The organism is Paenibacillus xylanexedens (assembly GCF_001908275.1).
Classification (GTDB): Bacteria; Bacillota; Bacilli; order Paenibacillales; family Paenibacillaceae; genus Paenibacillus; species Paenibacillus xylanexedens_A.
This window is the reverse complement of record NZ_CP018620.1, coordinates 1,586,139-1,608,670: the sequence shown is the minus strand read 5'-3', so window position 1 is coordinate 1,608,670 and position 22,532 is coordinate 1,586,139. Positions and strand designations below refer to the sequence as shown.

At 48.3% G+C, this 22,532-nt stretch carries 14 protein-coding genes, 2 rRNA genes and 1 riboswitch; of the genes, 7 read left to right on the top strand and 9 right to left on the bottom strand.

Translation table 11 applies throughout. From position 1 onward, the window contains the following. Positions 1 to 70 precede the first annotated feature (70 nt). The 5 genes from BS614_RS07230 to guaA all read right to left on the bottom strand — a co-directional run bounded on the left by BS614_RS07230 (position 71) and on the right by guaA (position 9,704). Positions 71 to 2,996, bottom strand: a 23S ribosomal RNA gene (locus BS614_RS07230). A gap of 312 nt (positions 2,997 to 3,308) precedes the next feature. Beyond that, positions 3,309 to 4,861: ribosomal RNA gene (locus BS614_RS07225) — 16S ribosomal RNA — on the bottom strand. Together the 16S and 23S rRNA genes form the textbook arrangement of a ribosomal RNA operon. A 759-nt stretch (positions 4,862 to 5,620) precedes the next feature. Then, positions 5,621 to 6,997 carry an NCS2 family permease gene (locus BS614_RS07220; RefSeq protein ID WP_047841443.1) on the bottom strand — a complete coding sequence of 459 codons (1,377 nt, stop codon included), beginning with the start codon at positions 6,995 to 6,997 and terminating at the stop codon, positions 5,621 to 5,623. A 171-nt stretch (positions 6,998 to 7,168) separates the two neighbouring features. Continuing rightward, a riboswitch (purine riboswitch) is annotated at positions 7,169 to 7,268 on the bottom strand. A 401-nt stretch (positions 7,269 to 7,669) separates the two neighbouring features. Further along, positions 7,670 to 7,921 carry a hypothetical protein gene (locus BS614_RS07215; RefSeq protein ID WP_074093461.1) on the bottom strand — a complete coding sequence of 84 codons (252 nt, stop codon included), beginning with the start codon at positions 7,919 to 7,921 and terminating at the stop codon, positions 7,670 to 7,672. A 244-nt stretch (positions 7,922 to 8,165) separates the two neighbouring features. Further along, a complete protein-coding gene (gene guaA / locus BS614_RS07210) occupies positions 8,166 to 9,704 on the bottom strand; it encodes a glutamine-hydrolyzing GMP synthase (protein WP_074093460.1) in 1,539 nt (512 codons plus the stop codon). A gap of 119 nt (positions 9,705 to 9,823) precedes the next feature. Here guaA and BS614_RS07205 point away from each other — a divergent pair, with 119 nt between their 5' ends. Next, entirely contained in the window at positions 9,824 to 10,072 is a 249-nt protein-coding gene (locus BS614_RS07205; protein ID WP_157116039.1) for a hypothetical protein, read from the top strand. A gap of 10 nt (positions 10,073 to 10,082) precedes the next feature. Here the strand turns inward: BS614_RS07205 and BS614_RS07200 are convergent, their stop codons facing one another. From BS614_RS07200 to BS614_RS07185, 4 genes are all read right to left on the bottom strand, one after another. Continuing rightward, on the bottom strand, positions 10,083 to 12,446 hold the full coding sequence (locus tag BS614_RS07200) for a transglutaminase-like domain-containing protein (RefSeq protein WP_074093456.1): 2,364 nt from the start codon (positions 12,444 to 12,446) through the stop codon (positions 10,083 to 10,085). Beyond that, positions 12,433 to 13,698 carry a DUF58 domain-containing protein gene (locus BS614_RS07195; protein WP_074093454.1) on the bottom strand — a complete coding sequence of 422 codons (1,266 nt, stop codon included), beginning with the start codon at positions 13,696 to 13,698 and terminating at the stop codon, positions 12,433 to 12,435. Before BS614_RS07195 ends, BS614_RS07200 begins: the two co-directional genes overlap by 14 nt. Next, the gene (locus BS614_RS07190; protein ID WP_074093452.1) at positions 13,695 to 14,684 is read right to left on the bottom strand and encodes an AAA family ATPase; all 990 of its coding nucleotides are present in this window, start codon (positions 14,682 to 14,684) and stop codon (positions 13,695 to 13,697) included. Before BS614_RS07190 ends, BS614_RS07195 begins: the two co-directional genes overlap by 4 nt. Before the next feature lie 102 nt (positions 14,685 to 14,786). Further along, on the bottom strand, positions 14,787 to 16,088 hold the full coding sequence (locus tag BS614_RS07185) for a polysaccharide deacetylase family protein (RefSeq protein WP_074093450.1): 1,302 nt from the start codon (positions 16,086 to 16,088) through the stop codon (positions 14,787 to 14,789). Between the two features lie 240 nt (positions 16,089 to 16,328). Between BS614_RS07185 and BS614_RS07180 the strand changes: the two genes are divergently transcribed. The 6 genes from BS614_RS07180 (at position 16,329) to BS614_RS07155 (ending at position 22,456) form a co-directional block, all read left to right on the top strand. Next, positions 16,329 to 16,976, top strand: a complete 648-nt coding sequence (locus tag BS614_RS07180) for a DedA family protein (RefSeq protein ID WP_017690726.1) — start codon at positions 16,329 to 16,331, stop codon at positions 16,974 to 16,976. A gap of 133 nt (positions 16,977 to 17,109) precedes the next feature. Continuing rightward, a complete protein-coding gene (locus BS614_RS07175) occupies positions 17,110 to 18,624 on the top strand; it encodes a spore germination protein (RefSeq protein WP_074093449.1) in 1,515 nt (504 codons plus the stop codon). Between the two features lie 20 nt (positions 18,625 to 18,644). Then, positions 18,645 to 19,847, top strand: a complete 1,203-nt coding sequence (locus BS614_RS07170; protein WP_074093447.1) for a Ger(x)C family spore germination protein — start codon at positions 18,645 to 18,647, stop codon at positions 19,845 to 19,847. A gap of 6 nt (positions 19,848 to 19,853) precedes the next feature. Then, the gene (locus BS614_RS07165) at positions 19,854 to 20,090 is read left to right on the top strand and encodes a hypothetical protein (RefSeq protein ID WP_074093445.1); all 237 of its coding nucleotides are present in this window, start codon (positions 19,854 to 19,856) and stop codon (positions 20,088 to 20,090) included. A 17-nt stretch (positions 20,091 to 20,107) separates the two neighbouring features. Continuing rightward, entirely contained in the window at positions 20,108 to 21,232 is a 1,125-nt protein-coding gene (locus BS614_RS07160; RefSeq protein ID WP_074093443.1) for a GerAB/ArcD/ProY family transporter, read from the top strand. 96 nt (positions 21,233 to 21,328) lie between these two features. Further along, a complete protein-coding gene (locus BS614_RS07155) occupies positions 21,329 to 22,456 on the top strand; it encodes a GerAB/ArcD/ProY family transporter (protein ID WP_074093441.1) in 1,128 nt (375 codons plus the stop codon). Positions 22,457 to 22,532: the final 76 nt, after the last annotated feature.

Sequence of the window (22,532 nt, the reverse complement as noted above, 5' to 3'; positions counted from 1 at the left end):
GCTTACATTTCAGAGTTGTTGTTCTCTGAAAACTAGATTCGAAACGAAACATGCGAATTACAACTTGCTATTGGATAAGCCCTCGACCGATTAGTACTGGTCAGCTCCATGCATTGCTGCACTTCCACCCCCAGCCTATCTACCTCGTCGTCTTCAAGGGGTCTTACATACTGGGAAATCTCATCTTGAGGGGGGCTTCACGCTTAGATGCTTTCAGCGTTTATCCCGTCCGTACATAGCTACCCAGCGGTGCTCCTGGCGGAACAACTGGTACACCAGCGGTACGTCCATCCCGGTCCTCTCGTACTAAGGACAGCTCCTCTCAAATTTCCTACGCCCACGACAGATAGGGACCGAACTGTCTCACGACGTTCTGAACCCAGCTCGCGTACCGCTTTAATGGGCGAACAGCCCAACCCTTGGGACCTACTTCAGCCCCAGGATGCGATGAGCCGACATCGAGGTGCCAAACCTCCCCGTCGATGTGGACTCTTGGGGGAGATAAGCCTGTTATCCCCAGGGTAGCTTTTATCCGTTGAGCGATGGCCCTTCCATGCGGTACCACCGGATCACTAAGCCCGACTTTCGTCCCTGCTCGACTTGTAGGTCTCGCAGTCAAGCTCCCTTATGCCTTTGCACTCTTCGAATGATTTCCAACCATTCTGAGGGAACCTTTGGGCGCCTCCGTTACTCTTTAGGAGGCGACCGCCCCAGTCAAACTGCCCACCTGACACTGTCCCCGCACCGGATTACGGTACCAGGTTAGAACCTAGATACGATCAGGGTGGTATCCCAACGTTGCCTCCACGCAAGCTGGCGCTCACACTTCAAAGGCTCCCACCTATCCTGTACAGATCGTACCCAAATTCAATATCAAGCTGCAGTAAAGCTCCATGGGGTCTTTCCGTCTTGTCGCGGGTAACCTGCATCTTCACAGGTATTAAAATTTCACCGGATCTCTCGTTGAGACAGCGCCCAAGTCGTTACGCCATTCGTGCGGGTCAGAATTTACCTGACAAGGAATTTCGCTACCTTAGGACCGTTATAGTTACGGCCGCCGTTTACTGGGGCTTCGGTTCACAGCTTCGGATTGCTCCTAACCACTCCCCTTAACCTTCCAGCACCGGGCAGGCGTCAGCCCGTATACTTCGCCTTACGGCTTCGCACAGACCTGTGTTTTTGCTAAACAGTCGCTTGGGCCTTTTCACTGCGGCCCCCTCGTGCTATTCACACTACCGGGGCACCCCTTCTCCCGAAGTTACGGGGTCATTTTGCCGAGTTCCTTAACGAGAGTTCTTCCGCGCGCCTTAGAATACTCTTCTCGCCTACCTGTGTCGGTTTGCGGTACGGGCACCATCACCTGGCTAGAGGCTTTTCTTGGCAGTGTGAGATCATGACCTTCGCTACTATAATTTTCGCTCCCCATCACAGCTCAGCCTTACAATGTGCGGATTTGCCTACACATCAGCCTTACTGCTTAGACGGACATCCATCAGTCCGTGTCACTACCCTACTGCGTCCCCCCATTGCTCATAACGGCTTACGGTGGTACAGGAATTTCGACCTGTTGTCCTTCGACTACGCCTTTCGGCCTCGCCTTAGGTCCCGACTTACCCTGAGCGGACGAGCCTTCCTCAGGAACCCTTAGGCTTTCGGCGGATCAGATTCTCACTGATCTTTTCGTTACTCATACCGGCATTCTCACTTGTATAATGTCCAGCGCTCCTTACGGTACACCTTCAACCCTTATACAACGCTCCCCTACCCCTGATGCAAAGCATCAAGCCATAGCTTCGGTGGTGTGTTTAGCCCCGTTACATTTTCGGCGCAGAGTCACTCGACCAGTGAGCTATTACGCACTCTTTCAATGGTGGCTGCTTCTAAGCCAACATCCTGGTTGTCTGTGCAACTCCACATCCTTTCCCACTTAACACACACTTGGGGACCTTAGCTGATGGTCTGGGCTGTTTCCCTTTTGACAATGGATCTTAGCACTCACTGTCTGACTCCCGGAAGTAAGTCTATGGCATTCGGAGTTTGACTGAGCTTGGTAACCCTTGCGGGCCCCGCACCCAATCAGTGCTCTACCTCCACGACTCTAGTTTCCGAGGCTAGCCCTAAAGCTATTTCGGGGAGAACCAGCTATCTCCGAGTTCGATTGGAATTTCTCCGCTACCCCCACCTCATCCCCGCATTTTTCAACATGCGTGGGTTCGGGCCTCCAGTGCGTGTTACCGCACCTTCACCCTGGACAGGGGTAGATCACCCGGTTTCGGGTCTACGTCCACGTACTACATCGCCCTATTCAGACTCGCTTTCGCTGCGGCTCCGGCTCTTCACCTTAACCTTGCACGGGAACGTAACTCGCCGGTTCATTCTACAAAAGGCACGCCATCACCCCTAAAACGGGCTCTGACTTTTTGTAAGCACACGGTTTCAGGTTCTATTTCACTCCCCTTCCGGGGTGCTTTTCACCTTTCCCTCACGGTACTGCTTCACTATCGGTCGCTAGGAAGTATTTAGCCTTGGCAGATGGTCCTGCCGGATTCATACGGGGTTTCACGTGCCCCGCACTACTCGGGATCCGTCTCGGAGGGAACCAACTTTCAACTACAGGGCTTTTACCTTCTTTGGCGGGCCTTTCCAGACCTCTTCGCTTAACCGGTTCCTTTGTAACTCCATGTGAGACGTCCCACAACCCCAAAGAGCAAGCTCTTTGGTTTGGGCTTCTCCGCGTTCGCTCGCCGCTACTGACGGAATCACTATTGTTTTCTCTTCCTCAGGGTACTTAGATGTTTCAGTTCCCCTGGTATGCCTCTACACAACCTATGTATTCAGTTGTGAGTAACTGGAAATTACCCCAGCTGGGTTTCCCCATTCGGACACCCCCGGATCAAAGCTTGCTTACAGCTCCCCGAGGCAGTTTCGTTGTTCGCCACGTCCTTCATCGGCTCCTAGCGCCTAGGCATCCTCCGTGTGCTCTTAGTAGCTTAACCATTTTGTTCCGGTTTCGGTCGCTCGCTTCCCTTGGTTTGGACTGCGTCCAAATCCAAAAGTCGCTCTCACCCGATACCATCACAAAAGCAATTTAACTACCTTTATACACTTGACTTGTTTACACAAAATCAGCTTAAAGGAATGTTCTAATTCGCGTTTGTTTCGTTTCGATATCTAGTTTTCAAAGAACAAGCTCCATGCAAAAGCAAGCTGTTTGAGAGTTTGAGCTCTCAAAACCGAACAACGAGTGAGTGTTTTGCAGCTAAGCTGCGTATTTGAATGTTTCCGTTACAGGAAACGATTCTCCATAGAAAGGAGGTGATCCAGCCGCACCTTCCGATACGGCTACCTTGTTACGACTTCACCCCAATCATCTATCCCACCTTCGGCGGCTGGCTCCTTGCGGTTACCCCACCGACTTCGGGTGTTATAAACTCTCGTGGTGTGACGGGCGGTGTGTACAAGACCCGGGAACGTATTCACCGCGGCATGCTGATCCGCGATTACTAGCAATTCCGACTTCATGCAGGCGAGTTGCAGCCTGCAATCCGAACTGAGACCGGCTTTGTTGGGATTGGCTCCATCTCGCGATTTCGCAGCCCGTTGTACCGGCCATTGTAGTACGTGTGTAGCCCAGGTCATAAGGGGCATGATGATTTGACGTCATCCCCACCTTCCTCCGGTTTGTCACCGGCAGTCTATCTAGAGTGCCCACCCGAAGTGCTGGCAACTAAATATAAGGGTTGCGCTCGTTGCGGGACTTAACCCAACATCTCACGACACGAGCTGACGACAACCATGCACCACCTGTCTCCTCTGTCCCGAAGGAAAGATACATCTCTGCATCGATCAGAGGGATGTCAAGACCTGGTAAGGTTCTTCGCGTTGCTTCGAATTAAACCACATACTCCACTGCTTGTGCGGGTCCCCGTCAATTCCTTTGAGTTTCAGTCTTGCGACCGTACTCCCCAGGCGGAGTGCTTAATGTGTTAACTTCGGCACCAAGGGTATCGAAACCCCTAACACCTAGCACTCATCGTTTACGGCGTGGACTACCAGGGTATCTAATCCTGTTTGCTCCCCACGCTTTCGCGCCTCAGCGTCAGTTACAGCCCAGAGAGTCGCCTTCGCCACTGGTGTTCCTCCACATATCTACGCATTTCACCGCTACACGTGGAATTCCACTCTCCTCTTCTGCACTCAAGTCACCCAGTTTCCAGTGCGATCCGGGGTTGAGCCCCGGGATTAAACACCAGACTTAAATGACCGCCTGCGCGCGCTTTACGCCCAATAATTCCGGACAACGCTTGCCCCCTACGTATTACCGCGGCTGCTGGCACGTAGTTAGCCGGGGCTTTCTTCTCAGGTACCGTCACCTTGAGAGCAGTTACTCTCCCAAGCGTTCTTCCCTGGCAACAGAGCTTTACGATCCGAAAACCTTCATCACTCACGCGGCATTGCTCCGTCAGGCTTTCGCCCATTGCGGAAGATTCCCTACTGCTGCCTCCCGTAGGAGTCTGGGCCGTGTCTCAGTCCCAGTGTGGCCGATCACCCTCTCAGGTCGGCTACGCATCGTCGCCTTGGTGAGCCGTTACCCCACCAACTAGCTAATGCGCCGCAGGCCCATCCCCAAGTGACAGATTGCTCCGTCTTTCCAGTCTCCTTCAGGCGAAGAAAACAACTATTCGGTATTAGCTACCGTTTCCGGTAGTTGTCCCAAACTTGAGGGCAGGTTGCCTACGTGTTACTCACCCGTCCGCCGCTAACCATCAGAGAAGCAAGCTTCTCATCAAGTCCGCTCGACTTGCATGTATTAGGCATGCCGCCAGCGTTCGTCCTGAGCCAGGATCAAACTCTCCAATAAAGTATGAAAAGAGCGATAAGCTCATTTTGAATCTGACGAGATTAAAAATCTCATTTGTGCTCCAGTCGATTCAAGCCAAGGCTTGTCTCAACTTTCGCGTTCATTCTGCAAGCAGAATGTTTACTCACTCGTTGTTCAGTTTTCAAAGATCAAACTTGTTTTGTTACCGAATGTCGTTCTCTTCAGCAACTCTTATATAATATCATGTCCGAACCAACTTTGCAAGTTCTTTTTTTAAAGTTTCTTTCGAAGCTTATTTCATTCGCTTGCCGCACCGTGTATCTCGTGTTTTTTTGGCCGGAAATAGAATATACCATGTACAGTTATGAAACGCAAGTCTTTTTTAGATAAACATTAAATTCTTATAAAATGAGTACCCTATAGACCTTTTAACAAGTATCTCCTTATAACCAGCTAAATGATACATCTGCGCACTAACTTTAATGATCGGAGTAATTAAAAAAGGTTTTTCATATAATTCCTAATCCAATTATAGAGAAATCAAGTTGTATAGAGTACATACTCATCACGTTATAGAACTTATTAACCGATGATTTCATTGGATAAACAACCAACAGATCATAGAACATTATACTCATTCCTTCTATATAGAAGGAAAACATTTTTGAAATTCATTTTGCTCAAGAAAAGAATACAAAAAAAGCGAAAGCTCCGGGTTTAAATCCCGTGGCTTCCGCTTCTTTCATATATAAGGTATCAAACTTATCTCCGTATTCTTCATTAAAACCTAATGTACGCTTACTCCCCGCCAATAAATACGTATCGGCAGACTACAATGAGCGCCAAGATCCACATAAGCCAGTGAATTTTCACTTTACGCTCTGTAACCAAGTTACTGAACACTGCCAGAATCACATAAGATACGATACCTGCGGAGATCCCGTTTGCGATTCCACCTGTGAAAGGCATCAATACAATGGTAAGGAATGCAGGGAAAGCTTGCAGGAAATCATCCCACTCAATGCTGCGCACTTGACTCATCATAAGTACACCCACGATGATCAATGCCGGAGCCGTCGCAGCGGATGGAACAACCAGCGCAAGCGGTGCGATAAACAGGGCCAAAATGAACAATAAACCTGTCGTTACCGAAGTCAGTCCTGTACGTCCACCTGCCTCAACACCTGAAGCACTTTCAACGTATGCCGTAATGGTACTTGTACCTAGTGCAGCACCTGCGCTGACACCAACTGCATCGACGAGCATCGCTTTACCAATCGTTTTCTCGCCTTTTTTCTTATCCTTCATAATCCCCATACGCGTTGCAGTACCTACCATCGTACCAAACGTGTCGAACAATTCAACGAAGGTAAAGATGAAGATGATCTCAAACAATCCGAGACTGATGGCACCTTTCAAATCCAGCTGTCCAACCGCCAGATCACTGAAGTTAGGCAACCAGCTTGCGCCTGAAAGACCACTCAGATTCGTAACGCCCATCGGAATACCAATCAGCGTTGTTGCTACGATCCCGATCAGCAGAGCGCCTTTGACGCGCATAACCATTAATATAGCAATAAGGAGCAAACCAATCAGGGCCAGCAACGCATCGTGATGTGTTACAAAGTTGCCCAATGACAAGTTAAAACTGCTACCTGGAATCGGCTGACTCAGATCTGCGTCTGGTGCAACATTAACTGTTACAGCCACGAGGTTAGCAAGTTTGAAACCAATAATGGTAATAAAGAGACCGATACCAACCGTAATGGCCATTTTGATCGACTGCGGAACTGCAACAAGCAGCATTTGACGAATCTTCGTCACGGTCAAAATAATGAAGACGATACCGGAAAGGAATACCGCTCCGAGAGCCGCTTGCCAAGTAATCGCTCCATTCGAACTTAGAACGACAGTCATGAAGTACGCATTCAGCCCCATACCTGGTGCAAGTGCGATCGGAATATTCACGAACAATCCCATAATAATAGTCATTAATCCGGCGCCGACGGCTGTTGCAAAGAATACTGCATTATCCGACATCCCCGCACCGGCTTGTCCCAAGAACAACGTATTTACAAAAAGAATGTAAGCCATTGTCATAAACGTAGTGAGACCCGCAACAATCTCCGTTCTAACGTTTGTTCCGTTTTCTTTTAATTTAAAGAAACGATCCATAATTACTAACTCCCCCTTAGAGATGTTGAAGCCATATTGAAAAACGACAAATGACCCTGATGAAGATTCTTCACCCAGGGTTCAGCTGACAAGGAGTGGCAGGATGCCTTTACTAAGAACAAAAAAAATTCTAATGTGCGTGATGTCCCCGCAATCATGTAGAATTCATGTGCTTAGCCTTCTCCTCTTCGTAGCCAGATCATTAGGGTGATCTCGTAGAGACTCCCGGGCCAATCCCCAGGATTATACGAATAAGTATGCGCTATTTGTTTGTTTCCCATCACTATTTTAGGAGGGCAGTATGTTTTTGTCAATGAGAAAAACGAATATTAATATCACGCTTTTAGAATATCGTTCGTATTATTTAACAGATTGAACCAGTTCAGCGGTTTACAACCCAATTGAATACGCTTTTTTCGGTGTAATCTCAATGGGATATGTCCATTCTTTCAGACTGAAAGTTCCGCAGGATAACATAAAAAGCTAGCCTGATCAAAGAGCAGAAGCGCTCTAATCAAGCTAGCTTATATTTCTGATGCGTTTTAGCAATCAGGTGAATGATGATCTAGGAATAACGATATCTCGTATTCCGAAGGCTTATACTCATTAGGTATATGGAGCAATTTGCGACATGTTCCGGAGCTATTTTTTACCGGATCAGTCCTATGTTAATTATATCTCTGTCTGCGGAGCATCTTGTACCTCTTGTTGTTCCTGATTTGTGTTTGTTGTTGAGTCAGAGGGTAAATCCTGGTTTCTGGTCTGATCGGAAGAAGCATCCGCTGCCTCTAAATTCACAAATGGAAAGTCCCCCGAACCGGAAGCCAGATCTTGCATACCTGAACCGCATCCTGCCAGCATCACCATCAGAAACGCACTTCCAATACCCATCTTCCATTTGCTCATATAGTCGGTTTTACGCATACATTCAATTCTCCTTTCAGTAGCCATATAGCTCTTAGTATGTACTTATTGTACAGGCCCTACCTGAAAGGATCATGAAGTGAACTTTAAAATGGGATTAATTTTGAGAGTTTATTACTTGTAAAAAAAGTAGCCCTACAAAAATTTGATCACAATATTCTTCTTAATAAAAAAACGCCCTTTTATTTGCGAAATACCGCAGATAAAAGAGCATTTTTTAAATCTATCGTTAAGAGTCTATATCCTATTCCCACTCAATCGTTGCAGGTGGTTTGGAAGTTACGTCATAGACGATACGGTTTACGTTATCAACTTCGTTAACGATCCGTACGGAGATTTTCTCCAGCACATCCCAAGGGATACGTGCCCAGTCCGCAGTCATACCGTCGATGGATGTTACTGCACGAATACCTACTGTGTAGGAATACGTACGCGCATCACCCATAACGCCAACACTCTTCATGTTCGGCAGGGCTGTGAAGTACTGCCAGATTTCGCGGTCGAGACCGGCTTTGGCAATCTCTTCACGCAGGATGTAGTCTGAGTCACGAACAATTTTAAGTTTCTCTTCAGTAACCTCACCTAGAACACGGATCGCAAGACCTGGACCTGGGAACGGCTGACGGTGTACAATTTCGTCCGGCAAGCCACACTCGGTACCGACTTTACGTACTTCATCCTTGAACAGCGTGTTCAGTGGCTCGATCAGTTTAAAGTTCATGTCCTCAGGCAGACCGCCCACGTTGTGGTGAGATTTGATGGTCTGTGCAGTCGCTGTACCACTTTCCACGATGTCCGTGTACAGTGTACCTTGCGCCAGGAATGCAAAGTCATCGAACTGCTTGGACTCTTCGTCAAATACGTAAATAAACTCGTTACCGATGATTTTACGTTTTTGTTCTGGATCATCCACGCCAGCCAGTTTGGACATGAAGCGCTCTTGTGCATCAATTTTGACAACTTTCATGTCGAATTTGCCGACAAATGTCTCCATTACACTTTCTGCTTCGCCTTTACGCAACAGACCGTGGTCAATAAACATACATGTCAGTTGATCACCAATGGCTCTGTGAAGCAATGCAGCTACAACGGAAGAATCTACACCGCCGCTAAGTGCACACAGTACTTTACTGTCGCCCACTTTTTCACGAATGTCTTTGATCGTGTCATCGATGAATGTCTCCATCGTCCAGTTGCCTTCGCAACCACAGATTTCGAACAGGAAGTTACGAATCATGTCGTTACCGCGAACAGAGTGACGTACCTCAGGGTGGAACTGGACAGCATACAATTTACGCTCATCGTCACTCATGGCAGCGATTGGCGCACTTTCCGTGCCTGCATCCAGTTTGAAACCTGGAGGAAGTGTAACCACGTGGTCACCGTGACTCATCCATACCGTATGTTCGCCTTCAATACCTTTTGCCAGTGTAGATCCAGCGGCAAACTCAAGGTCTGCTTTACCGTACTCTCGCTTCTCGGAACGTTCTACTTTACCTTCGAGCTGTTGGGCCATAAGCTGCATTCCGTAGCAGATACCGAAGATTGGCAAGCCTAGGTCATAGACACCTGGGTCCACGTGTGGCGCATTCTCAGCGTATACGCTGGACGGCCCACCTGAAAATACGATTCCTTTTGGTGCCATTTCTGCGATCTTTTCCGCCGGTGTGTTATACGGCAAAAGCTCGCTGTATACGCCAAGATCCCGGATTCTTCTGGCGATTAACTGGTTGTATTGGCCCCCAAAGTCAAGGACAACCACAATCTCATTCTGCTTATTCATAACCGTGCCTCCCTCAATTCAATGAAACTAATTATACGCAACGACAAAACATACCGTCAAGGAAAGGCGAAACTCCTTTTTTCGACATATCAAAACAGGATTACCAAATGCCTTTAAATATGAAATTTCGAACAGAAAAGCTTGGCAGCAAGATACTGGTTCAAGTGTATGATCGTGGAAAGACGCCTCGTTCGCAGCGCAGCGCGAAAGGCGTCTTATGTATGGCATGCAGCGTAAACCAAATGCTGCGTTTAAAAACAGTGCGCCAGCCAATGGCGATCTTCATCTGCCCACATGTGGCCAAGCTCTATTGGAAAGCGATAGCGATTGTATGGCAGCTGCTTCGCATCTTTGGTGTAACGTTGTAACATCCTTGTGTTACAACGTCTGCAACCGCCGGGCCAAACGAAGTGCCCGGCGCAGGAAGTTCAGACTGTCCGCGCGCAGCGGACGGTCTGGCCCGTACAGCAGCCGTTCCCAGTCGGCTGCAAACCGCGCGATGTCCGCGCCGTCCGCGCCTGCGGCCACAGCTGGTGACGCTGCATATTCACGCAGCGTCATCCCCGGCGGCCGCGGGCCGTACCGGCGCGCGAGCGCCGCCCAGACCGGAGCGGCGGCACCCAGCAGCCGCTCGCGGTCCGGAAAGCTGCTGCGTGGCCACGCCAGCAGCAGCCCTAACCGCAGCGCGGGGCGTAGCCGCCGCATGCGGACCAGAGCAGCGGCGCCCAGCAGGGCCGCTGCCACAAGGGCTGCCGCGAGCCATGGCTCCGCGGCAATGGCCCGTGTGCGGGCGAGCAGCCATGCGCCCGCGTAACCCAATCCGCCGCTCATATTCGGCGGATTCTCCGCAACAGGCTGCGGCCCGGCGAGCGCTGCGACATCTTCGCCTGCGCCTTGCGCCATGGTGAAGCCAGGCGTGGCCTCAAACGGCATCCAGCCTGCACCCGGAAAATATACCTCTACCCAGGAATGTGCATCTCCCTGTGAAATCACATACTGACTGGGCACATCCGGGTCAGCAACTCCGGGGCCAAAACCTTTAACCCAGCGTGCGGGGATGCCCTCTACACGCAGCAACACAATCATGGCTGTGGAGAAATGATTGCAATACCCCTGCCGGGTGACGAATAGAAAATCGTCCACAAAATCGGTTCCACGCGGTGGCATACGGGTATCCAACGTATACTCGGCATGAGCAGCCAGATAAGTCTTGACGGCTTGCACTGCGTCATACCGGGTCTCACTGCCTTGAATGATTTCCTTGGCGAGCGTCTGCACTCGACCAGGGAGTGATGTAGGCAATTGCAGATAGGTCCTGCGAATGGCTGCCGGATCTTTCCCTTTATTCGTTTCCTCAAGCAGACGTAACTGTTCAGGTGTTGCGACAGGAACCATGACGTCTGCCGAATAATGTTTAACCATCTTATCGTCCCCTGAGCTCGAGAGCCACAGTGTTGCCGAATCGCGATTAGACAGCAAAGAAAACATGTTTTCCTGATTATCCTTGTTCTTATCCTGGAACGATACGTTGACCGGTATGCCCCCGGTAAAGAGTGGATTTGGCCCTTTCCACTCTCGCTGCATCGTAACGGTTTGGCGGATGCGACTCCAATAGGTTGGATTCTCCCATCCATCTGTGCGTAGCATTCCGGATGGACTGTTCGTTTCGAAGCTTTGACCCGGATCACTCCAAGTACTACCGTTATAATATGAACGGGTCTCCCCTCGCCAATACGTCACTTTCGGACTCTTCGCTATAAAAAAGATGGAGTTCCCCTGCACCAACGGTGCTCCCATAGGCGCGTCCGCTGTGCTATATCCCGTGACTGTCGTTGCAGCAGGGATACTACTGTGCTGTGTATAACCTGCCCAGCGAGCTATGCGTTCACCCATCTGCTCCAAAGATATGCGTTCCGGTTGAGGAATGGAAGCAAACTGGCCAGGTAACGCGGAGAGAAGCACCATACCTGCGGAAACAACGATAGTTACGGCACTCCAACGGCCATAGGGGCTGCCGCGATAACTCGGAGTAGTGACTCCTCCATTGAGACGTAATAGCTGGAGCAGAGCCTGAATAAGAAAAGTCCATAGGACAGACCGTATTACAGAAGCATACACTTCCAGCCCCGCAAAGGATTCAAGCAAAAGCAAATAGAGCAGTGTTGCACTGCCAAACAGCATAACGCTTCGACGTAACAATACAAGGGATTGCACAGAAGCCATGAGCATGCTCCAGCCGCACATCATGAACAAACCTCTCGTTTCTGTACTAATCGAGTGGAATCGCCAGTTATTTATAAACGTGTCCATATCCGCTGAAAATATCCCCGGATAAGCGACCGCCCAACGGGCAGGATCACTTCCTCCGTACATCAGACATAAAGCAGCGAGTGCAATGAATAATCGGATCAGTACTCCGGTGATCCATCCTGTACTAATTAACCCCGCGAGCAACAATGCTCCCGTTAATCCCGCCATTACGGACAAGAACCGTTCACTGCCCTGCTGATTTGATGATGTAACAGGATATATCCACTCCAGAGACAGTATAAGTAAAATGGCCGAAATAAAAATTTTGTACAGGACAGGTACGATAACATATCCCTCATCCTTTATATCCGTCACAGAATTCTGGTTCACAGCTTTATATACAGAATAGGCCGATTCTAATCTCGTACGGGCCGTTGACTCTAAGTCGGCCACAGTGGAATTGGGTTGCTGGTTACCATTACGCTCCCACATCCGTTACCTCCACCTTTCCCAATGAAGATAACGCAACGTCTGTAACCGCGTGGATCGGCACCCCGCTGTGACGAAGCCGCTCCAAACTTAAGTTGTCATATCCCAATCCATTCATCAATCTATCCGTTGATCCTAATTGGTCTTGGTTCGCTTCAGTCAATTGCACCTCTACACGATAACCCGACCCGATTGCAGTTATGATCCATTCGGCCAGAAACTGATCCATCTTACCTGTGAGAACCACAATTCGCGACCCGCTCGCCAGTCCATCCAGCATCTCCGTTCGAAGCGAAACCGAGCCTGATTGTGTTTTGGATATTCGTGCCCCCGCTAACTTGTCCAGTCCATGATTCTCATCATCTGCATGGAACGGCCCATGTTGCCATTGATCTTGTGCATCATAGTTCTTATCGCCGCCTTCCATCCACAGATGATAAGGAATGTCATCCCGCTCAGCGGTATGAATCCAGCGGGCAGCTGCACGAACCACTCGTTCAAAAGCAGGTGCATCCATGTTCTCCCGTTGTATTACGTCATAACCCGACGCGCCTTCATACACCAGGATGCCGAGAGAGGCTATATCCGTGGTATCAGGCAGAAAGGTCTGAAGTTTTCCCGTTTTGGCTGTACTTTTCCAATGAACTCTTCCCAGTGGGTCACCCTGCTGATATTCACGAAACTCAGGGCTACGGTTTCCCTGGCTATTTCTTCGCTCCGACAGAGTCCCTTCGATCATCGCAGCGAATTCTACCGAATCCCCCTTCCCCCAAGCCGTTGCTTGAGGAACAACAATCAGGGGTGTACCTCCTTCGGTCTCTGCGGAGAGGGTATTCCAGCCAAACATATCACCCCAATACAATCTGCCCGTATCCCATCTGTAGACTCCTCTGCGTAACCCGGAACATTCATATTGATAGGAAAATTGTCGCCGTGTTCCCGGGAAAATCAATTTGCGATGAACACCTGCAGGTGTGTTCTCACACAGAACGATCCATAACAATGGAATAACGCAATTGAATTCCAGTTCGACAAGAACCCGTACCTGCTCGCCTGCCTCAATCCGGTTCGTGTGTATTTTCCGACGGATGTGAATACGCCGTGGTCCGAACCAATGGAGAAGCAGACCTCCTGTAAACATCAAGAAAGTTATAACGGATAGAAACAACGCCGCTTTGCCCCCATGCCACTGATACAAGGAAGCAAAAGCCACCACCAAGACAGCACTCACAATCCGTTGTCCCAGCGCAGTCATTGCCTCCGTCCCCTTCCCTGTGATGCCATCTGTACAGGTACCGGGACCGATGACAATGCTTCTTCAATGACTTGAACTTGCCCCCAAACCTCCGCTCTGTTCTGTGCCTTCAATTGAATACGGTGGGAAAGGACAGGCACAGCTACCTCTTTCACATCATCCGGGATGACATAACTGCGTCCTTGAAGATAGGCAAATGACTGCGCCGCAGCCATCCAGGCCAGTGTTCCACGCGGACTGATGCCCAGTCTGACTGCCGGAAGGTTGCGAGAGGCTACAGCAACGGCCACCAGATACTGTTTGACGACCGGATCAACATGTACCTGTTTGACTTCACGCTGCATGGCTACGACCTCTTCAGCAAGTAGGACAGGGCGAAGTTCATCAAGCTCCTCTCTACCTTGCATGCGCGTTAACAATTCTAATTCCTGTTCCGGATCGGGATACCCAAGTCCAATTCTCATGATAAATCGATCCAGTTGCGCTTCAGGCAGACGGTACGTACCCTCGAACTGTAACGGATTCTGTGTCGCCAGCAGAAAGAAAGGGCGTGGCAAGGCATAGGTTGTGCCATCAACCGTAATACGTCGTTCCTCCATTGCCTCCAGCAGGGCAGACTGAGTGCGTGGTGAAGCGCGATTTATTTCATCAGCCAGGACAACATTGGACATGACGGGTCCGGGCCGAAACTTGAATTCAGCTGTATGTGGATGATAGATTGAAGTGCCCGTAACATCTGCCGGCATGACATCGGACGTGAATTGAATCCGGCCCATGGAGCAGTCCAGTGCAGAAGCAACGGCACGAACCAGCATCGTTTTCCCGGTACCCGGCACATCTTCCAGAAGTACATGACCTCCACTGAGCATTGCAGTGAGGACATAACGAATCTCTGTTTTTTTGCCAATAATCACACTCTCAACACGCTTCATGACCCTGTTTAACAATTCGACCGCATGTTCATGTTCCATTCGGATATAAGACATTTCTCTGATCTCCTTCCGTTCATCAGCATTCCTGAACCATAGTAATCTATGATTCAGTGTTGCCCGGAAGTAGAGAGAATAGTCCTGCAAGAATGACTTTCTTCAGATCATTTTATAATTAAATATGCTGTTCATTGCCGAAATGGATCTGGAAGTGCCCGCCTTTACCGTCCACTCTGCTTCATTACTGGTTAAGGAATTCACCCTCAACCCCATCTGCTCCAGTAACTCACGTAACGGAACCCAGATGGTTCCACCCTGACTCTGTACTGCTTCCGTTTCAATTGCCCCTGTTGTTGTCAGTGTTCCGCTCACACTGTCTGCATGAATCGTTCTTTCCTTCCATACTGCTATGGCCGTCCTTGTTTCAGAGTTCCAGCGAGTGCTGCCCCCGAATTTTTTCATAAACGTACGCAAAGGCACCATGATTCGCTGACCCTCCATGCGGAACTCACCCGGTTGCAAGGTAGCCGCAGCCAATCCCACCTCTACCTTCAGCTTCTTGCTTGCAAGCCATAACGTCGCGTTCGCTTCTACATGCTCTGCGATCCAGGCCTTTCCCGGCGCCTTGCGGGCCTTATACTTACCATCTGGATGTACACGGAATTGAACTGGTTGATCTGTACTCTTTATGGTGTCAAAACGATATCCATGATCACGATAATATTTGATAATACCCGGAAGTGCTTTGACCGTTTCAGCATGTGCACCACCGTCATGCATCAGGACAATGACCGAACGTGCTCCCGCAGGTACTTTGGTCGAATTGCTGAGGATCTCTTTGGCCGGAACACCTTTACGCTTGGAATCTCCACTATCGACGTTCCAGTCCATGACGGTGTATCCACCCAGTTGGAGCAAATCAAAATAACTCTGGTCAAAATGCCCGTAGGTACCACCTGGTGCTCGCACCAGATTCGGACGGAAACCGGTTATACGCTCCAGCACTTCCTCTGTTTGCTTGATCTGTTTCCAGAACACTTTAAAATCACTGTACAGCTGTTCGTATTGATGATTAAACGTATGATTCCCCAAAGCATGTCCATCCTCCACAAGTCCCCGGATTAACTCGGGATAACGCTCTGCCTGCTCACCCAGCACAAAAAATGTAGCCAAAACCTTCTCCTTGCGCAAAATATCCAATACTTCACGGGTATGGTTACCCGGTCCATCGTCAAAACTCAGATAGACTACCTTGTCTTGAGTATTCTTATCTTCCGAAATTGGATCACCTGAGCCGGAAGCAGAAGATGCATAAGCCGTGCCTGCATATACAGCAAATGCACATAACAATATCGCAATCCGCACGAGAATGACATACCATTTTCCAGATAAAAACGTATGTATGATTGTTGCAGAGTTTCCCCCTAATTCCTTGATTCTGAATTCCGGTCTCTGTACCATTTACGAATCGACCTCCACCGTCTCTAGTAATTTGCTGATAGACTTCAGCAGATTTGTTAGAATTATATGGAGGCTACATTGAAAAAAGACGTGATTTTGTTTAATATTTTTTCACAATTTGCTATGTAGCCTGATTGATTCTTCGCTTCAGATTAGGTAGCATAATGAACAGGCAGAACACATTAAAACACCTTGGAGAGTATTCATGCTCCCACCCCGTATTCAGGAGAGTGAAATCTATTGGAATTGCTTGAGAAGATCCAACATCTGTTTGGGTCCTACGGATACAGCGTTTTGTTTTTTGGCTTGTTGCTTGAATTCATCGCACTTCCCTTTCCTGGTGAAACAACGATGGCTTACGCAGGGTTTCTCTCCTACAAGGGGCATCTCGACTTTGGAATCCTCACCATACTGGCTTTTCTGGGGACAACGATTGGCATGACCATCACTTATTTTATTGGAGCCAAGGCAGGACTGCCCTTTATAACACGATACGGAAAATGGTTTCTGCTAAAGCAGGACAAGCTCGATAAAACGCAAAAGTGGTTCGCCAAGTATGGTAATGCCTTAATCTTCATCGGTTATTTCATTCCGGGTGTAAGGCATTTCACAGGATATTTCGCGGGCATAGCCGCTGTTCCCTTTCGCAAATTCGCTCTCTACGCCTATTCAGGCGCACTGTTCTGGGTTGTACTGTTTCTGGGCATTGGCAAAATATTTGGCCCTCAGTGGAACGCCGTATTCCATCTGGCTCATCAATATGCAGCATATATCGTGGGAGGAATCGGCCTATTGCTTATCGTAGCTGTGCTCTATCGTTACCGCAAAGCATGGACAGCAAGATCCACCGTATCCAAGCCAGCCCCTGTTCGACAAAGACAAAAGTAAATTCGGACAAAAGTCCATATATAATAAACAGGCAAGGAGTTGCGAATAATCGCAGCTCCTTTTTTTTGTGATAATCCGAATTCATCCAGGTCATACTAACTTGAAAATATAGGGTGTATAGGGAGGTGAAGGCATGAGTGAATCGTCGCTGGAACGCCAAGATCAGAGGCAAATCTCTCCGGATCTAAGCGAAAATATGGAATACTGCAAGCAAGTGATGGGGAACAGCAACGACTTGATGATGCGCCCGCTCCAGTGTTTACATAAATGGCCTGCAGTGATGTTGTACATTGATGGATTAGTGGATGTCCAGATTCTGAATCATTCCATCCTGGAATCCCTGTTAAAGACACATGAACTTCCGGAATTCTCTGCAGATGATGAGCATCTGAGCTACCTCCAGAATGACATTCTGGCTGCGAGCAATGTAACATTTGTGGATGACATGGAAGATGTGCTTAATGCTCTCCTATCCGGTTCGGCCATCCTGCTACTCGAAGGCTGTGCACGAGGATTGAAAATTGCCGCAGCTGGGTGGGAAGACCGTGCTGTTGGTGAACCCATCTCACAGACCGTTGTTCGGGGTCCTATGGAGGGATTTAATGAAAATTTGCGTACAAATACATCCTTGATTCGCAAACGCATTCGTGACCCTCATCTCTGGATCGAAGAAAAGGAGATTGGTCGTATCACCAAAACAAGGGTTGCGGTCTTATACCTGAAGCATACCGTTGATCCGGAAGTGGTAGAGGAACTAAGGCGCAGGCTCGATGAGATCGATATTGACGGGATTCTGGAGAGCGGGTACATCGAGGAACTTGTACAAGACGAAACCAGAACGTTATTCCCCACGGTTTACAATAGTGAACGTCCAGATACGGTTTGTGCTGCCTTACTTGAGGGCAGAGTAGCCATCATCGTGGACGGTACGCCTTTTGTGCTACTGGTTCCCGCCTTGTTCGTGCATTTCTTCCAATCGCCGGAGGATTACTATCAACGGGCCGATATCAGCACATTGATTCGCTTGATTCGTTATCTGTCCTTTTTTATCGCTTTACTAGCACCATCCTTCTATATTGCCATTACCACCTTTCATCAGGAAATGTTGCCCACCAATATGCTCATTAGTCTGGCAGCTCAACGTGAAGGCGTTCCTTTTCCAGCATTCATTGAAGCCATACTGATGGAACTGACCTATGAAATTTTGCGAGAAGCAGGTATACGTATTCCGAAAACGGTCGGTCAGGCCGTTTCCATTGTCGGAACACTGGTCATTGGCCAAGCAGCCGTAGATGCAGGAGTTGTCTCCGCTGCAATGGTTATTATCGTATCCATAACGGCCATATCCAGTTATGTCATTCCAGAGAATGGACTGTCCATCTCTGTCCGAATTCTGCGATTTGTATTGATGATACTCGCGGCAGCTTTTGGTTTCTACGGTATTCTAATTGTTTTGCTCATCACGGTTACACACCTGTGCAGCTTGCGTTCTTTTGGCGTACCGTATATGTCTCCCTTTGCGCCTCTGATTCAGAAAGATCTGAAAGATACGCTGTTTCGTGTACCCTGGTCCCGTATGAAAACCCGTCCACTCTCTACGGGTACACCGAACAAAACCAGACAAGGCAGCAAAAAAATGAAGCGTTAATTCGGTAAGGAGAACAACGTATGAACAAGAGCTTCCGATTAATTGTATGCATTGCATTCCTGCTCCCTCTCCTTACCGGATGCTGGGATCGCCAGGAACTGAATGAACTTGGCATTATGCTGGGTCTTGGTGTAGACAAGGATGGCGATTTGATTAAAGTGAGTGCTCAGGTCGTTGTGCCGAATGAAGTATCCTCCAAGTCAGGGGGAGGCAATGGCACTCCTGTCACGCTGTACGAAGCGTCCGCGCCCACGCTGTTTGAAGCGATTCAGAAGCTGACCGAGACAAGTCCACGCCGTATATTTATGGCGCATATCCGTGTGTTGGTATTCGGAGAAGAATATGCACGCAAAGATGGCATCTACGATGTCATGGAAGCGTTAATGAGGGAACCTACTGCTAGACCCGATTATTACGTCATGGTTGCACGAAATACTACAGCTTCCAAAGTACTGGACGTACTTACCCCATTGGAAAACATTCCTGCGGAGAAGTTATTTAATTCTTTGGACGTGTCTGCCAAGACCTGGTCTCCCACAACAACCGTAACCGGAGACCAATTAGTTGAATATATGCTGACACCTGGAATACAGCCTGTAATCACTGGTGTAGAGGTCGTTGGCAATTTAGCGAGAAGCGGAAGCAAAGATAATATTGGGACAATCAAGTCTCCTGCTCGACTGAATTCTACGGGATTAAGCATCTTCAAAAAGGACAAACTGGTTGGCTGGTTAACGGAAGATGAATCGAAAGGATACAACTATATCCGCGACAATGTGGTGTCTACCGTCAGTCACATGCCTTGCCGAAAGGGAGGAAATGTGACGTTCAAAGCTCTCCGCACCAAGACCCAACGAAAAGCAAAGGTCATTGACGACCAGCCTGTGATCCACATCAAACTCAAAAATGTGTCTTCCATTGGTGCAGTAGAGTGCGGAATCAGAATTGGTTCAATGAAGACGCTCAAAGAGTTGGAAAAGGACAGTGAGGAGCGACTGATAGACCTGATGGAAAAATCCGTGAATTCAGTGCGGCGAAAGTTCCATATTGACATTTTTGGATTCGGTCAGGAAGTGTATCATGCCGATCCTAAATTTTTCAAAAAGATTGAGAAAGATTGGGATCAATATTTTGAAAATCTGGATGTTAAGTATGAAGCCAATGTACAGATCAAACGTGTAGGTACACTGGATGATTCATTCAAGGAGGATTTGAAGGAGTGAGACCGGATGTTGATTACAATTACTGTCATTGTCATAGGGGGCCTCGTAGGCTTGGTTGATCTTCCAGGGCTCTTCCGCCGCAAGGAATGGAGGGAAACAGCTGTGTACAGCGGAATGCTCGTCATAGCCACAGGGTTCAGTGTGATTGCAGCCAACCTGTGGGATTTCCCTAGTCCGCTCTATATCATCATGTGGATCTATGAACCTGTTAATCAATTCTTGGCACATCTGACGGGAACCTAGAAAAGGAGAGGACCATTATGCTTGAACAGGGGCGCCTTGGAACAAGACAATTGACCACTCTCACTTTTATGATGGTGGTCGGGGATATGATGCTGATCTACCCCTCAGTTATCACGTCCTATGCCAAACAAGACTCCTGGATTTGTGCTTTTATAGGCGTTCCTCTGGGGATGGCACTAATGGCCATGATCCTGAAGCTATGCAGTATGCACCCAGAAAAAAATCTGGTGCAGATGGCACGAAGTATTCTAGGGTTCTGGCCAGGTACTTTCTTTTCCTGCTTCTACCTTTTCTTTTTCATTATCGGTGCCTCCACCCATACGAGAGAAGTCGGAGATTTCATGACCACTCAAATCTTTCAATACACTCCGATTCGCATCATCATTCTGATGTTCGTCATCGTGATCGGCTGGGGAGTCTGGCATGGATTGGAGACGATGGGACGAAGTAGTGAACTACTGATGCCTGTCGTTATTGTGTTTATTGTCGTTCTTGCAGTCTGTCTGCTTCCTGAGGTGGATACCAGCAATTTGAAGCCAGTAAGTGATACGGGTGTCGTCTCTATTTCCCAGGGCATTCTGGTGAGCATTATCTATCCCATCGGTGAGGTCGTCCCCATCATGATGATACTGCCCTATGCCGCCAAGCAGGCTCATCGAACACGGGATATGCTTATTGCAGCAGGCTTAGGCAGCTTGGTATTGGCAACGCTTGTTACCATATCCCTGCTGGTTTTGGGCGCCTTTCTCACGCAACATAACATATATGCTTCTTTTATTTTGTCCCAGAAAATCAGTATTGGGGGCTTTTTCGAACGTATTGAAGCCATTATGGCTTCTTCCTGGCTGATCTCTACGTACTTCAAAGCGATGATATACTTATACGCCTTTATTGTTGGCTGTGCGGAACTGTTCAAGCTTAAGCAGTATCGAATGCTTGTAATCCCCGCGTCCGTACTCGTTTTCGGATTAGCCAATCTGGTCTCACCCAGCATTACCTTTATCGTCATCACCGTTGTTCCATACTGGGTAGATTGGGATACCACATTGGGGATCATTCTCCCAGGCTGTCTTCTGTTGATACAATGGCTCAAGTCTTACAGAAAATCATCGGTTTCTGACAATAATTCCTCACAGGGATGAATACTTTTTTTGGGGAAGGAGCCTGGTATGGATGGAAAAATGGAGTTCATCCATGAGTATCATCCATGCTGAATATAGAGAAGGAGAACGGTGTCTATGTTAATTAAAGAGAAAATCACCATTAGGCAATTTGCAGTCCTTACCTTTCTGGTCATGATTGGGGACATGATTCTACTCTATCCCTCCGTGGTTACTGCTTCGGGTCAACAGGATGCATGGATCTGTTCTCTTATCGGTCAACCGATCGGCATACTCATCATGTGGGTGCTATACAAACTTCATCAGACGCATCCAGATCTTTCCCTTATTGAAATCTGCCAAAAAATACTTGGCCGGTGGGCAGGGTCTGTTTTGTCAGCTGCATATCTATTTTATTTCGCCATAGGTGCTGCCATATGTATCCGTGAGGTTGGTGACTTTATGACCACACAGATCTACCTTCAGACCCCCATCCGGGTCATTCTAATTATCCTTATGTGCGCTCTGGTCTGGGGGCTTATGCATGGCTTGCATACAATAGGAGGAAGCAGTGAAATGCTGACCCCCATCGTTGTTGCCTTTATGATTTTGTTGTTTCTCGGGCTGATGCCCAAAGTAAACAGTTCACATCTGCAACCTTACTTGAACACCCCTTGGCTCCATCTGGTTCATTCCATCATTCGGGGAGCATTTACTTCCTTTGGTGAACTCATCGTAATCACCATGGTTCTTCCTTACGTGATGTCCGGGCCTCATATCAAACGGGACATGTTACTCGCCACCTTATGTGGAGGGTTACTGCTAACTACACTTTTGCTCATTTCGCTCATGATTTTTGGACCCTTTCTGACCCAACATGACATCTATATCTCCTATACCCTGTCCCAGAAAATTAATATCGGCAACTTTTTCGAACGAATTGAGGCCTTCATGGCGACTGCTTGGTTAATTGCTACCTATTTCAAAAGCCTGCTGTATATGTTCTCCTTTGTCGTTGGAACAGCTCAGCTATTTCGGTTAAAGACATACAAACCTCTCATCCTGCCATCAGCGATGTTATTATTTGCTTTAGCTGTACTGATTTCTCCCAATGTCATTTTCTACACCAATACGATTATGCCCGCTTGGGTGGATTGGGATATCACGGTAAGCTTTATTATTCCTCTTTTCCTTCTGCTCGTGCATCGGCTTCGTTCTGGCAAGAGCAATAACAATTCATCCAATCAAAAACGATTGCCCACCTAAAAAGGCTGTGTTCACGGTAAATTCCGCGAAGCACAGCCTTTAATGATGAAACGGATAAGATGTATTTATTCACACC